This is a genomic window from Stenotrophomonas sp. 63632_Sma, assembly GCF_056482875.1.
The window spans coordinates 3,860,085-3,874,648 of the sequence record NZ_CM151220.1; the positions used below are offsets into that span (position 1 = coordinate 3,860,085).

Here is a 14,564-nt window from a genome sequence, read left to right on the forward strand (position 1 = left end):
CGCCATGCGTGGATGAGGTGTATCGGAAAACAAGAAGGGGTCGGATCCGTTTTCCTGTGGAAAACGGATCCGACCCCAACCCACAGCACGCGGCTGTTGCTGTTGCCTTTGATCTTGATCTTCTTTTTTCTTTTCCTGCGGTGATGGCCACGGAAACTGTCAGGGGCCGGGCGGGTGGGCTGGGCGGGGGTGTCCGCGGCATGGATGCCGCGGCCAAGCCTCCAGGGACGGATTCACGGCGTCCCCCGACCAGCCCACCCGCCCGGCCCAATCACATGATCCCGCTTCCACGAACCATCACCGCGGAGGGGGCTGCGCCCGGTGGCCGGGAAACCTCAATACCCCGCCGCCTGCCCATCCTTTCGACTCTCAGACGCACCGTAGTAAACGCCGGATTCCGGATCACGCATGATCGCCTGATACCCACCATACGGACCGTCGGCGAACACGATGCGATGCCCCTTGCGCATCAACGCACGCACCGTTTCATACGGGAAGCCGGTTTCCAGATTCACTTCACCACCGTCGGTCATCGCCGTGGCCTGACCTGTCGGTTCAGTCGAGCCCTCGTGCTGGATGCGCGGTGCATCACCGGCTTCCTGCAGGTTCATGCCGAAATCCACAAGGTTCATCACGATCTGCGCGTGGCCCTGCGGCTGCATCGCGCCCCCCATCACGCCGAAGCTGGCATACGGCTTGCCGCCCTTGGTGATGAACCCCGGGATGATGGTCTGGAAGGGACGCTTGCCCGGCGCGTAGCCGTTGGGATGGTTCTTCTGCAGCACGAACATCTCGCCACGGTCCTGCAGAATGAAACCCAGACCGGGCGGTGCCATGCCGCTGCCCATGCCACGGTAGTTGGACTGGATCAGCGAAACCATCATGCCGTCGGCGTCGGCCACGGTCATGTAGATCGTGTCGCCCTCCTCCAGCTGCTTCGGCGTGCCCGGCTGCACTTCCTTCAGCGCCTTGTCCATCGAGATCAGTGCGCGGCGCTGTGCGGCGTACTCCTTGGAGATCAGCTTCTGCACCGGCGCCGGCTGGAACGCCATGTCGGCATAGAAGCGCGCACGGTCGGCGAAGGCCAGCTTCTTCGCTTCAACGAACAGGTGCACATGCTCCGGTGAACCGAAGGGAATCTTCGAGAAGTCGTAGCCTTCCAGCACGTTGAGGATCTGCAGCGCGGCGATGCCCTGGCTGTTCGGCGGCAGCTCCCACACGTCGTAGCCGCGGTAGTTGCTGCTGACCGGTTCGACCCACTCACCGTGGTGGTCAGCCATGTCCTGGTAGCTCAGGTAGCCACCGTTGGCCTTGAAATAGTCGCCGATGGTGCGGGCGATATCGCCCTTGTAGAAGGCATCACGGCCGCCGTCGGCGATTTTCTGCAGCGTGCTGGCCAGATTCGGGTTCTTCCACATCTCGCCCTTGCGCGGGGCATGGCCGTTGATCGTGAACTGTTCCTTGAAGCCCGGGTACTGTGACAGCTTGGGCACCGAGCGGTCCCAGTAGTAGGCGATCACCTCGGCCACCGGATGGCCCTCGCGGGCGTAGCGGATCGCCGGCGCCAGGTTGTCGGCCATCGGCTTGCGGCCGAAGCGGTCGTGCAGCGCGAACCAGCCATCGACTGCGCCGGGCACGGAGACCGGCAGCGGGCCGGTAGCCGGGATGTCCTTCAGGCCACGGCGCTGGAACTCGGCCAGGGTGAGTGACTTCGGCGAACGGCCCGAGCCGTTGTAGCCGTAGAGCTTCTGCGTCTTCGGGTCCCACACGATGGCGAACAGGTCGCCCCCGATGCCGTTGCCGGTGGGCTCCATCAGGCCGAGCGCGGCGTTGGCGGCAATCGCCGCGTCCACCGCCGAGCCACCGCCCTTCATCACGTCCAGCGCGATCTGGGTGGCCAGCGGCTGCGAGGTGGCGGCCATCGCATGCGGGGCGATCACCTCCGAACGGGTGGCAAAGGTGTGGCCGGTGATGCGGTCGGCGGCAGAAGACAGTGCGGGCACAGCGGCCAGTAGAGCAGCGGCCAGCAGGGAACGGGCAAGGCGTCGGGACACGGTCGGGTTCCGATGGAAGGGTGGTCCCTCGATCTTCGCCGCTGCGGCCTTCACGCGGTATCGGGCAGAGGTCATGGACGTTGATCCTGGGATGGGGTGCGGAAGCTCCGCACCCGCCAAGGCGAAAATCCGCCGGATTCCGCGCAAAAGCCGGCCTGAAAGGAGTGAATTGGGGTTCACCGAAACACTTTCAGCGGCAACCATCCTTGTGCCGCAAGCGATTGCGCTGGATGCACCGGAAACCGATGGAAAATCCGTTGCGAGGGTTGACAGCGCCGAAACGGCTGTGTTTCTCTCGATCACATGTTGCATCACAACACGCCACCGCGAACCCACATCGAAGCCGCCGACATCGGCGCCGCTTCGCTGCGTTCGATTCTTGTGCTCGTACTTATTACCCAACCAACAGGTGCGGGACGAGCCAGCGTGTAAGCAACAAACACACCGGAACTCTTCAAAAACCCGCACCCGCCCCGGTGCGGGTTTTTTCATTTCAGAACCTGGTTTCAGACGCAACCACCATGCACAACGCCGATCGCACAACCCGGACCTGCACCACCGCGACGCCTCGTGGTGGCTGTGCCTGTGCAACGCGCGGCGCCTCCTCCACCGCTTTCCCCTGACCGGCCGGCACGTCACCTCGACGACCGGCCGTTCTTTTTTCTTCCCACCGCAAGGAACCTCCCCCATGAGCACCAACGACCTGCCCCAGACCAAGATCGCCGTCATCGGCTACGGCAGCCAGGGCCGCGCCCACGCGCTGAACCTGCGTGAATCCGGCTTCGATGTGGTGGTAGGCCTGCGTCCGGGCGGCCCGACCGAAGCCAAGGCGCAGGCCGATGGCTTCACCGTGATCGCGCCCGCTGAAGCGGTGAAAGACGCCGACCTGGTCGCCGTGCTGACCCCGGACATGGTGCAGAAGAAGCTCTACAACGACGTGCTGGCGCCGAACATGAAGCAGGGCGCCTGCCTGCTGTTCGCGCATGGCCTGAACGTGCACTACGGCATGATCGAGCCGCGCGCCGACCTGGACGTGGTGCTGGTTGCGCCGAAGGGCCCGGGTGCGCTGGTGCGTCGTGAGTATGAGATCGGGCGCGGCGTACCGTGCATCTGGGCGGTCTACCAGGATGTCAGCGGCAAGGCTGCGCAGCACGCGCAGGCCTATGCGGCCGGCCTCGGCGGCGCTCGCGCCAACCTGATCCAGACCACCTTCAAGGAAGAGACCGAGACCGATCTGTTCGGCGAGCAGGCGGTGCTGTGCGGCGGTGCCTCGGCACTGGTGCAGGCCGGTTTCGAAACCCTGGTCGAAGCCGGTTACCAGCCGGAGATCGCCTATTACGAAGTGCTGCACGAACTGAAGCTGATCGTGGACCTGTTCTACGAAGGCGGCATCTCGCGCATGCTGGAGTTCATCTCCGAGACCGCGCAGTACGGCGACTACGTCAGTGGCCCGCGGGTGATCGACGCCGGTACCAAGGAGCGCATGAAGGAGGTCCTGAAAGACATCCAGGACGGCACCTTCACCAAGAACTGGGTAGCCGAATACGAAGCGGGCCTGCCGAACTACAACAGGTTCAAGCAGGCCGACCTGGAGCACCCGATCGAAAAGGTAGGCAAGGAACTGCGCGCCAAGATGGTCTGGTTGCAAGGACAGGCCGCGTAACCGCGCGGCCCTCCCCCACCCGCTTTGCAAGGTTCCCCCATGAACTCTTCGACACATCGCAGCGCGCCGCCCAACGGCGCGCGCTGGCTGACCCAGGCGCTGGAGGCCGAAGGCGTCCGCACGCTGTTCGGCTATCCCGGTGGCACCATCATGCCGTTCTACGACGCGCTGGTGGATTCGTCGCTGAAGCACATCCTGGTACGCCATGAGCAGGGCGCGGCGCTGGCCGCCAACGGTTTTGCCCGCGCCAGCAACCAGGTGGGTGTCTGCGTGGCCACCTCCGGCCCGGGCGCCTCCAACCTGGTCACCGGCATTGCCGATGCGATGCTGGATTCGGTACCGATGGTCTGCATCACCGGCCAGGTCGGCACGCCGCTGCTGGGCACCGACGCCTTCCAGGAACTGGATGTGTTCGGCCTGACGATGCCGATCGTCAAGCACAGCTGGCTGGTGCGCAGCGTCGATGACCTGCCGCGCGTGGTCGCCGATGCATTCCGGATCGCCCGCGAAGGCCGGCCCGGCCCGGTGCTGATCGACCTGCCCAAGGACGTGCAGCTGGCCGATGCCAGTCATCTGCCAGCGCACGTGCCGAGCAGCATCGAGCCGCCGCCTGCGCCGGCCGAAGCGGCCATCGCCGAGGCCATCGCCGCACTGGCAGCCGCCGAAAAGCCGGTGGTCTACGCCGGTGGTGGCATCGCGCTGGGCGACGCGGTGCAGGACCTGCGCGACTTCGTCGAGGCCAGTGCCATCCCCACGGTGATGACCCTGCGTGGGCTGGGCGCGTTGCCGGCCAACCACCCGCAGTCGCTGGGCATGCTGGGCATGCACGGTACCCGCGCGGCCAACATGGCGGTGCAGGAAAGCGACCTGCTGCTGGTGCTGGGTGCGCGCTTCGATGACCGTGCCACCGGCAAGCTGGCCGAGTTCGCACCGTTCGCCCGCGTCGTTCACATCGACGCCGACGCCTACGAGATCTCCAAGCTGCGCAGCGCCGACGTCGCCGTGCCCGGCAACGTCGGCCATGCCATCCGCGCCCTGCGTGCGGCCTTCCCCTCCCCCAAGGCCCACCAGGACGCATGGCGCAAGCGCTGTGCACAGCATCGTGATCGTTTCGCTGCGCGTTACGACGCCCCCGGCCAGCATATCTACGCCCCGGCGCTGCTGAAGCGCCTGAGCGAGCTGGCACCGGCCGATGCAGTGATCGCCTGCGATGTCGGCCAGCACCAGATGTGGGTCGCCCAGCACTGCCGTTTCAACCACCCGCGCAATCATCTGACCAGTGGCGCGCTGGGCACCATGGGCTTCGGCCTGCCGGCCGCGATGGGTGCGCAGTTCGCATACCCCGAGCGCACCGTGGTGCTGGTCTCCGGCGACGGCAGCTTCATGATGAACGTGCAGGAGCTGGCCACCATCGCGCGTTGCCGCCTGCCGGTGAAGATCGTGCTGCTGGACAACAGTTCGCTGGGCATGGTGCGGCAGTGGCAGGAGCTGTTCTTCGCCGAGCGTTACAGCGAGATCGACCTGTCCGACAACCCGGACTTCGTGGCACTGGCACAGGTGTTCGGCATCGCCGCCACCCGCATCGACAACCGCGACGACGTGGAAGGCGGCCTGGCCGCGCTGCTGGCCGAGCCCGGCCCGGCGCTGCTGCACGTGGCCATCGATGCCCGCGCCAACGTGTGGCCGCTGGTGCCGCCGAACACCGCCAACAGCACGATGCTGGAAAGCAATCCCGCCCACGCCCGCCAGGAGACCCCCAATGCAATACCGGCTTGACCTGGTGCTGCACCCGGCCGAAGGCGCGCTGCTGCGCGTGATCGGCATGGCCGAACGCCGTGGCTTCGCGCCGCGTGCGATCAGTGGTGCGCCGGTGGCCGCCGACGATGGCCGCTGGCACCTGCAGCTGGTGGTGGATGGCCAGCGTCCGGCGGAAACGCTGTGCCGGCAGATCGAGAAGATCTACGACTGTGTGTCCGTGCAGGTCACCGCCGTGGAAGGAGCATCCGTATGAACGCCCGTACCGTAGCGACCACGGTGCCGGTACGGAGGCGTCTTCTTCGCCGCCCGCGCCCGCATGCGGCGGTCTTCTGCACTGCGCTGGTGGCCCATGCCGGCCGCTGACACCAGCCAGGAAAGCGATGTCGGCGACGTAAGCGTCGCCGACGTACTGGCGGCGCAGGCTCGTCTGCGCCGCTTCCTGCCGCCCACCCCGCTGCACCATGCCGAGCGCTTCGGCACCTGGCTGAAGCTGGAAAACCTGCAGCGCACCGGCTCCTACAAGGTACGCGGTGCATTGAACGCGCTGCTGGCCGGCCGCGAGCGCGGCGACACCCGGCCGGTGATCTGCGCCTCGGCCGGCAACCATGCCCAGGGCGTGGCGTGGGCGGCCTACCGCCTGGACGTGCCGGCCATCACCGTGATGCCGCACGGCGCACCGGCCACCAAGATCGCCGGCGTCGCCCACTGGGGCGCGACCGTGCGCCAGCACGGCACCAGCTATGACGAGGCCTACGCCTTCGCGGTCGAACTGGCACAACGCCACGGCTACCGCTTCCTGTCCGCGTTCGACGATGCCGATGTGATCGCCGGCCAGGGCACGGTCGGCATCGAGCTGGCCGCACACGCGCCGGACGTGGTGATCGTGCCGATCGGCGGCGGCGGGCTGGCCTCCGGCGTTGCGTTGGCACTGAAATCGCAGGGCGTCCGCGTCGTTGGCGCGCAGGTGGAAGGCGTCGATTCGATGGCCCGCGCGATCCGCGGTGACGTGCGCGAGATCGCCCCCGTTGCTTCGCTGGCCGACGGCGTGCGGGTGAAGATTCCCGGCTTCCTGACCCGCCGCCTGTGCACCTCGCTGCTGGACGACGTGGTGATCGTGCGCGAAGCCGAACTGCGCGAAACCCTGGTCCGCCTGGCACTGGAAGAACACATCATCGCCGAGGGTGCCGGTGCGCTGGCGCTGGCCGCCGGCCGCCGCGTCGCCGGCCGCCGCAAGTGCGCGGTGGTCTCCGGCGGCAACATCGATGCCGGCGTCCTCGCCGGCCTGCTCACCGACATCCGCCCGCGCCCACCACGCAAACCACGGCGACGGCGCAGCGAAACACCGCGCTCGCCCGCCAAGGCCAGCGCCATCGCTTCCCCCACCTCTTCCCCTTCCCCCCTGCAAGCCGTCGCACCCGCTGTCGAGGAGATTTCCCTGTGACCACCATCGAACGAATTACCACCCCGCGCATCCGCATCTTCGACACCACCCTGCGTGACGGCGAGCAGTCCCCCGGCTGCAGCATGAGCCCGCCGCAGAAGCTGGTGATGGCGCGTGCGCTGGACGAACTGGGCGTGGACATCATCGAGACCGGCTTCCCGGCCAGCTCGCAGTCCGACCGTGAGGCGATGGCACTGATCGGCCGCGAACTGCGCCGCCCGAGCCTGACCCTGGCGGTGCTGTCGCGCTGCCTGCAGGCCGACATCGAAACCTCCGCACGTGCGCTGGAGGCCGCTGCCAACCCGCGCCTGCACGTGTTCCTGTCGACCAGCCCGCTGCACCGCGAGCACAAGCTGCGGATGACCCGCGAGCAGGTACTGGAGTCGGTACGCAAGCACGTATCGCTGGCCCGGTCCTATATCGACGATGTCGAATTCTCGGCCGAGGATGCCACCCGCACCGAGCTGGACTACCTGATCGAAGTCGCGCGCGTGGCCATCGCTGCCGGCGCCACCACCATCAACCTGCCCGACACCGTCGGCTTCACCACGCCGGAAGAGATCCGCGCGATGTTCCAGCAGGTCATCGCCGGCGTCGCCGACGTGCCGAATGCCGCCAATGTGATCTTCAGCGCGCACTGCCACAACGACCTGGGCCTGGCCGTGGCCAACTCGCTGGCCGCCATCGAAGGCGGTGCACGCCAGGTCGAGTGCACCATCAACGGCATCGGCGAGCGCGCCGGCAACTGCTCGCTGGAAGAGATCGCGATGGTGCTGAAGGTGCGCCAGGCCTTCTACGAACAGGACAGCTCGATCAACACCCCGCGCATCGTCGGCACCTCACAGCTGCTGCAGCGCCTGGTCGGCATGCCGGTACAGCGCAACAAGGCCATCGTCGGTGCCAATGCCTTCGCCCACGAATCGGGCATCCACCAGCACGGCATGCTGCGTCATCGCGGCACCTACGAAATCATGCGTCCGGAAGACGTGGGCTGGGAGGATTCGCAGATGGTGCTGGGCCGCCACAGTGGCCGCGCCGCCGTCGAAGCGCGCCTGCGTGCGCTGGGCTTCTGGCTGGACGAAGACGAACTGAAGCTGGTGTTCGAGCAGTTCAAGGGCCTGTGCGAACAGCAGCGCGTGGTCACCGATGCCGACCTGCAGACGCTGATGCAGGGCGGCTCCAACGCGCAGGGCTATCGCCTGGCGTCGATGACCATCAGCGACGTCGGCAGCCGCGCCAATGCGCTGGTGGAACTGTCCGACCCGGACGGCAACCGCGTGGCCGAGACCGCGCAGGGCGATGGCCCGGTCGATGCGCTGTTCGGCGCGCTGTCGGCCGCTACCGGCGTGCAGCTGATGCTGGACAGCTACCACGTGCACAGCGTCGGCATCGGCGCCGATGCGCGCGGCGAAGCCAATCTGAGCGTACGCCACGAGGGCGTGGAGTACGACGGCACCGGCACCAGCAAGGACATCATCGAAGCCTCCGCGCTGGCCTGGCTGGATGTTGCCAACCGCCTGCTGCGCCAGCGCCAGGCTGCCGCCCACAGCAACACCGACGTTGCCACCCCCGCCACCGCCTGAGGACCCCGCCATGAGCGCCTTCGACACCCCCACCCCGACCAGCGCCGCTGGCCAGCAGTGGAACGCCCAGGATTATGCGATCGACGCCGGCTTCGTGCCGCTGCTCGGCGGCGCGGTATCGCGCCTGCTCGACCCGCGCGCCGGTGAACGCATCCTCGACCTGGGCTGTGGCGATGGCGTGCTCAGCACTGAGCTGGCGCTCAGCGGCGCACACATCCACGGCGTGGATGCCTCGCCGGAGCTGGTGATCGCCGCGCGTGCGCGCGGCGTCGATGCGCAGGTGATGGATGGCCACGCGCTGTCGTTCGACAGTGAGTTCGATGCGGTATTCAGCAACGCAGCGCTGCATTGGATGGGCAACCCCGACCGGGTGATGGAAGGCGTGCGCCGCGCCCTGCGCCCGGGCGGCCGCTTCGTTGCCGAGTTCGGCGGGCATGGCAACGTGGCCACGATCATTGCCGCGGTGCAGGCCGCACGCGTGGCCCATGGCCACGGCGCCAGCGCATTCCAGTGGTACTTCCCCACTGCCGATGCCTACGCCGACCGCCTGCGCCAGCATGGCTTCCAGGTGCAGCTGATCGAGTGCACGCCGCGACCGACCGCACTGCCGACCGGCGTGGCCGGCTGGCTGCGGGTATTCGCCACACCGCTGCTGGATGACCTGCCAGCCGAGGCACGCGCCACCGTGCGCGAGGCCGCCACCGTTCTGCTGGCCGAGCTGCCGCGCAACGCCGGCGGTCAGCCGCTGGCCGACTACGTGCGGCTGCGGGTGCTTGCCCGTCGCCGCTGACTCGACCTTTTCGCTATCTTTCCTGATGTCCGCACCTTCGTACTTCTGCCAGGCACACGCATGACTTCCGCACCCCGCACCCTGTACGACAAACTGTGGGACGCCCACGTGGTGGTTCCCGAATCCGACAGCGCGCCCGCCGTGCTGTACATCGACCTGCACCTGATCCACGAGGTGACCTCGCCGCAGGCATTCACCGAGCTGCGCGAGCGCGGCCTGTCGCCGCGCCGCCCGGATCGCACCAAGGCGACGATGGACCACTCCACGCCGACCCTGCCTGTGCGTGCCGACGGCACGCTGCCTTACGCCAGCGCCGCCTCCGAGGCACAGGTGGCCACGCTGGCACGCAACTGCGCAGAGCACGGCATCGAGCTGTTCGACATGGCTTCGGACAACCGCGGCATCGTCCACGTGATCGCGCCCGAGCAGGGCTTCACCCAGCCCGGCATGACCATCGTCTGCGGCGACAGCCACACCTCCACCCATGGTGCGTTCGGTTCGCTGGCGTTCGGCATCGGTACCAGCGAGGTCGGCCACGTGCTGGCCACGCAATGCCTGCTGCAGCGCAAGGCGAAGACCTTCGCGATCACCGTTGATGGGCCGCTGGCACCCGGCGTTGGCGCCAAGGACGTGGTCCTGCACATCATCGGCGTGATCGGCGTCAATGGTGGCACCGGCCACGTGATCGAGTTCCGTGGCAGCACCATCGAAGCGATGGACATGGAACAGCGCATGACCCTGTGCAACATGTCGATCGAGGCCGGTGCACGTGCCGGCATGGTGGCGCCGGACCAGGTCACCTTCGACTTCGTCGCCGCGACCCCGCGCGGCCCCAAGGGCGCCGACTTCGACGCCGCCGTGGCACGCTGGCAGCAGCTGCGCAGCGATGACGGCGCGCATTTCGACAGCGAAGTGCACATCGACGCTGCCGACATCCGCCCGACCCTGACCTGGGGCACCCATCCGGGCACCGCGATCGCAGTGGATGCGCCGATTCCGGCGGCCAACGATGCCGCCGCACAGAAAGGCCTGGACTACATGCATTTCCAGGCCGGCAAGGCGCTGGCAGGAACTCCGGTGGACGTGGTGTTCGTCGGCTCATGCACCAACGGCCGCCTGAGTGACATGCGCGAGGTGGCGCAGGTGCTGCGCGGCCGCCGGGTTGCCGAGCGGGTGCGCATGCTGGTGGTGCCGGGCTCGGAAATCGTCAAGCGCGAGGCCGAGGCTGAAGGCATCCATGAGATCGTGCGCGCGGCCGGTGCTGAGTGGCGCGAGCCGGGCTGCTCGATGTGCATCGCCATGAACGGCGATCTGGTCGCGCCCGGCCAGCTGGCCGTGAGCACCAGCAACCGCAATTTCGAAGGCCGCCAGGGCCCCGGTTCGCGCACGCTGTTGGCCTCGCCAATGAGCGCGGCATGGGCCGCAGTGAACGGGCACGTTGCCGATACCCGCGAACTGTTCGCACAGGAGGTGGCGTGATGAGCGGATTCCGTACCCTGACCTCGGCCAGCGTGGTGCTGCGCCAGACCAACATCGATACCGACCAGATCATTCCCGCACGGTTCCTGTCCACCACCGAGCGCGCCGGCCTCGGCCGCAACGCGTTCAATGACTGGCGCTGGCAGGCCGACGGTTCCCCGGTGGCTGACTTCGCCTTCAACCAGCCACACAACGCCGGCCGCAGCATCCTGCTGGCGGGCCGCAACTTCGGCTGCGGTTCCTCGCGCGAGCATGCACCATGGGCGCTGACCGACCTCGGCCTGCGTGCCATCGTCAGCAGCGAGATCGCCGACATCTTCCGCGGCAACTCGCTGAAGAACGGCCTGCTGCCGATCGTGCTGGACGAGGCCGATGTGCAGGCGCTGATGCAGCGCCCGGACGACGAGCTGACCATCGACGTGGCCGCGCGCGAACTGCGCACGCCAGATGGTCGCGTCTATTCCTTCCCGCTGGATGGCTTCTCGCAGACCTGCCTGCTGGAAGGTGTCGACCAGTTGGGGTATCTGTTGGGCCGTGTCCCTGAAATCGAACGCTACGAGAGTGAGCATGCACGCTGAAATTGTTGTCCTGCCCGGTGATGGCATTGGCCCGGAAGTGGCCGCCGCGGCAGTCGCCGTCCTGAAGGCCGTCGCCGAACGCTTCAACCACACCTTCACCTTCAGCGAGCACGACATCGGTGGCGTCGCCATCGATCGCCATGGCGAGCCATTGCCCGCCTCTACGTTGACCGCCTGCCAGGCCGCCAACGCCGTGCTGCTGGGTGCGGTCGGCGGCCCGAAGTGGTCCGACCCGAATGCCAAGGTGCGCCCGGAGCAGGGTCTGCTGGCGATCCGCAAGGCGCTGGGCCTGTACGCCAACCTGCGCCCGGTGCGCACCCATGAAGCCGCGCTGCACGCCTCGCCGATCAAGGCCGAGCTGCTGCAGGGCGTGGACTTCGTGGTGGTGCGCGAGCTGACCGGTGGCATCTATTTCGGCGACAAGACCCGCGACGCCGACAGCGCCAGCGATCTGTGCCGCTACACCGTGGCCGAGATCGAGCGCGTACTGCGCAGCGCGTTCCGTCTGGCGCAGCAGCGTCGCGGCAAGGTCACCTCGGTGGACAAGGCCAATGTGCTGGAAACCTCGCGCCTGTGGCGTGACGTGGCCGCGCGCATCGGCCGCGAGGAGTTCCCGGACGTTGCGCTGGAGCACCAGCTGGTCGATTCAATGGCGATGCACCTGCTGGCCAAGCCGCGCGAGTACGACGTGATCGTCACCGAGAACATGTTCGGCGACATCCTCACCGATGAGGCGTCGATGCTGGCCGGCTCGCTCGGCCTGCTGCCGTCGGCTTCGCTGGGCGAGCCGGGTGCGGTCGGCATCTACGAACCGATCCACGGTTCGGCCCCGGACATTGCCGGCAAGGGCATCGCCAATCCCTACGCAACGATCTTCAGCGCGGCGATGCTGCTGCGCCATTCGCTGGGGCTGGAAGCGGAAGCCGCTGCGGTGGAAGCGGCGGTGCACGCCGTGCTGGATGATGGTGTGTTCACTGCCGACCTGGCCGCCAAGGGCCAGGCGGTGAGTACCGCCGCTGCGACAGATGCGGTGCTGGCGAAGCTCAACTGATCCGATAGCGCCACGCCATGCGTGGCGCCCCTCCCTTTGGACATTGTGCGCAGCCACCCATGGGGTGGCTCTACTGTAGATCCACGCCATGCGTGGATGGTTCGAACCCCGTGCAGTAGATCCACGCCATGCGTGGATGCAGCCATCCGTGCCAACCAAGGTCGGCACCCACCACCGCAGTAGATCCACGCCATGCGTGGATGCAGCCATCCGTACCAGCCAAGGTCGGCACCCACCACCGCAGTAGGGCCACGCCATGCGTGGCTGCTTTACTTGGTGGTATACCCACCATTGACCAGGATCGTCTGCCCAGTCATCCACCAGCCATCGGTGACCAGGAAGCGGATCCACGGCACGATGTCGGCGATGTCGGTCAGGCCAGTGCGGGTGAATGCCGACAGTGCCGCCGCGGTCTTGTGATACGCCTGCGCATCGGCACTCTCGGCCGGATAGAAGAACGGCGTGTCCATCGGGCCAGGCCCGATCGCAGTCACCGAGATGCCGCGTTCGCCGAACTCCTTCGACGCCGCACGGGTGAAGTGCTCGACCGGCGCCTTGGTACCGGCATAGCTGGAATAGAACGGCGTGAATGCGCCCAGCAACGAGGTGACCAGGGTGCAGATGCGGCCGCCGTCATTGACGTTTCGACCGGCTTCCTTGAGGAAGAAGAACGCGGACTTCGCATTGACCGCGCTCATCTCGTCGTACTCGGCTTCGCTGATCTCCAGCATCGGCTTCTTCAGCACTTTGCCGACGGTATTGATGGCGATGTCGGGACGGCCGACTGCAGCCACGGCATCGGCGAACAAGCGCTCCATCGCTGCGGCCGACGTCAGGTCGCCCTGCAGGGCCACCGCCTTGCTGCCGGCCGCCTGCACGGCGGCAACGGTTGCTTCTGCATCGGCCTGGGTGGCGGCGCTGTTGTAGTGGATGACGATGGCTTTGGCGCCCTGGCTGGCGAAGTCGCGGGCCAGCAGGCCGCCCAGGTTCTTGGCGCCACCGGCGATCAGCACGGTCTTGCCCTTGAGGGAATGGTCGGTCATGGCGTTTGTCTCAGGAGGGGGCTGCCCGGGGTGGCAACCCTGCCCTGACGACGATATCGTGCAGAAAATGCGGATAAAGCCCGCCACATTGACTTAACTTTCCAGAATAGGCGAACAATGGACCGGATCGATCGCTTCCGCATCTTCACCCGGGTGGTGGAATGCGCCAGCTTCACCCGCGCCGCCGACCAGCTCGGCCTGCCCCGCTCCACCGTTTCCGCGGCGGTGGCCGAGCTGGAGCAGCGGCTCGGCACCCGCCTGCTACAGCGCTCGACCCGGCGGGTCTCCACCACCCACGACGGCGACGTGTTCCATGCCCGCTGCCTGCGCCTGATCGCCGAGGTTGAAGACGCCGAATCGCTGTTCCGCCAGGATGACGCGCAACCGATTGGCCTGCTGAAGATCGACGTGCCCAGCCGCATCGGCCGACGCATCATCGCCCCTGCCCTGCCGGATTTCTTTGCGCGCTACCCGCAGGTGGAACTGGACCTGGGCATGACCGATCGCGCGGTGAACCTGATCGAAGACGGCTGTGATGCGGTGCTGCGGGTCGGCCAGCTGGGTGACTCCAGCCTGGTGGCCCGCATGCTGGGACAGCTCGACTTCGTCAACGTCGCCGCGCCGGCCTACCTGCGCGAACACGGCGTACCGCAGCATCCTGCCGACCTGCAGCAGCACCGCGCGGTGAACTACGCATCGCCGACCACGGCGCGGGTGGAACCGTGGGAATGGCAGGACGGTGGCCAGCTGCGCACGCTGCCGATGCCTGGCTGGGTACGGGTAAACAGCGCCGAGGCCTCGATCGCGTGCTGCGTGGCGGGGCTCGGCCTGCTGCAGATTCCGCGCTACGACGTGCAGGTCGAACTGCAATCCGGTGCGCTGGTGGAAGTGATGCCACAGCACGTGGCGCAACCGCTGCCGGTGACCCTGTTGCAACCGCATCGGCAGCACCGCGCGCAACGCGTGCAGGTGTTCATCGAATGGCTGCTGCCGGTGCTGCGGAGCGGCCTGCAGCTGCAGTAGATCCACGCCATGCGTAGATGCACGCCACGCAGATCAGTAGATCCACGCCATGCGTGGATGACTGAGCCTGGTCCTCCGCAGCCACCCATGGGGTGGCTCTA

The 14,564-nt window shown here is 67.1% G+C and carries 12 protein-coding genes; 10 read left to right on the forward strand and 2 right to left on the reverse strand.

Annotated features, from left to right (window positions below):
- Positions 1–335 precede the first annotated feature (335 nt).
- Positions 336–2,129, reverse strand: a complete 1,794-nt coding sequence (gene ggt, locus ACZK45_RS17945) for a gamma-glutamyltransferase (RefSeq protein ID WP_478445026.1) — start codon at positions 2,127–2,129, stop codon at positions 336–338.
- A gap of 613 nt (positions 2,130–2,742) precedes the next feature.
- Here ggt and ilvC point away from each other — a divergent pair.
- The 9 genes from ilvC to leuB all read left to right on the forward strand — a co-directional run bounded on the left by ilvC (position 2,743) and on the right by leuB (position 12,397).
- Positions 2,743–3,717: a ketol-acid reductoisomerase gene (gene ilvC, locus ACZK45_RS17950; protein WP_049450533.1), complete on the forward strand. Its 975-nt coding sequence runs from the start codon at positions 2,743–2,745 to the stop codon at positions 3,715–3,717.
- A 39-nt stretch (positions 3,718–3,756) separates the two neighbouring features.
- Complete coding sequence (gene ilvG, locus ACZK45_RS17955; protein ID WP_478445027.1) at positions 3,757–5,493, forward strand: acetolactate synthase 2 catalytic subunit; 1,737 nt, start codon at positions 3,757–3,759, stop codon at positions 5,491–5,493.
- Positions 5,477–5,728 carry an ACT domain-containing protein gene (locus ACZK45_RS17960; RefSeq protein ID WP_014038403.1) on the forward strand — a complete coding sequence of 84 codons (252 nt, stop codon included), beginning with the start codon at positions 5,477–5,479 and terminating at the stop codon, positions 5,726–5,728. Before ilvG ends, ACZK45_RS17960 begins: the two co-directional genes overlap by 17 nt.
- A gap of 96 nt (positions 5,729–5,824) precedes the next feature.
- On the forward strand, positions 5,825–6,916 hold the full coding sequence (locus ACZK45_RS17965; RefSeq protein ID WP_032130451.1) for a threonine dehydratase: 1,092 nt from the start codon (positions 5,825–5,827) through the stop codon (positions 6,914–6,916).
- Complete coding sequence (locus ACZK45_RS17970) at positions 6,913–8,499, forward strand: 2-isopropylmalate synthase (RefSeq protein ID WP_032130450.1); 1,587 nt, start codon at positions 6,913–6,915, stop codon at positions 8,497–8,499. The genes ACZK45_RS17965 and ACZK45_RS17970 overlap by 4 nt, the downstream gene beginning before the upstream one ends.
- Positions 8,500–8,509: 10 nt before the next feature.
- Entirely contained in the window at positions 8,510–9,289 is a 780-nt protein-coding gene (locus ACZK45_RS17975; protein WP_125895100.1) for a class I SAM-dependent methyltransferase, read from the forward strand.
- Positions 9,290–9,349: 60 nt separating this feature from the next.
- The gene (gene leuC, locus ACZK45_RS17980) at positions 9,350–10,768 is read left to right on the forward strand and encodes a 3-isopropylmalate dehydratase large subunit (protein ID WP_125895098.1); all 1,419 of its coding nucleotides are present in this window, start codon (positions 9,350–9,352) and stop codon (positions 10,766–10,768) included.
- On the forward strand, positions 10,768–11,346 hold the full coding sequence (leuD, locus tag ACZK45_RS17985) for a 3-isopropylmalate dehydratase small subunit (protein ID WP_125895096.1): 579 nt from the start codon (positions 10,768–10,770) through the stop codon (positions 11,344–11,346). Before leuC ends, leuD begins: the two co-directional genes overlap by 1 nt.
- The gene (leuB, locus tag ACZK45_RS17990) at positions 11,336–12,397 is read left to right on the forward strand and encodes a 3-isopropylmalate dehydrogenase (RefSeq protein ID WP_180838222.1); all 1,062 of its coding nucleotides are present in this window, start codon (positions 11,336–11,338) and stop codon (positions 12,395–12,397) included. Before leuD ends, leuB begins: the two co-directional genes overlap by 11 nt.
- Before the next feature lie 269 nt (positions 12,398–12,666).
- On the opposite strand, the gene ACZK45_RS17995 is transcribed toward leuB, so the two are convergent.
- Complete coding sequence (locus ACZK45_RS17995) at positions 12,667–13,440, reverse strand: SDR family oxidoreductase (RefSeq protein ID WP_012512043.1); 774 nt, start codon at positions 13,438–13,440, stop codon at positions 12,667–12,669.
- 117 nt (positions 13,441–13,557) lie between these two features.
- On the opposite strand from ACZK45_RS17995, the gene ACZK45_RS18000 reads away from it, so the two are divergent.
- On the forward strand, positions 13,558–14,463 hold the full coding sequence (locus ACZK45_RS18000; RefSeq protein WP_478445028.1) for a LysR family transcriptional regulator: 906 nt from the start codon (positions 13,558–13,560) through the stop codon (positions 14,461–14,463).
- Positions 14,464–14,564: the final 101 nt, after the last annotated feature.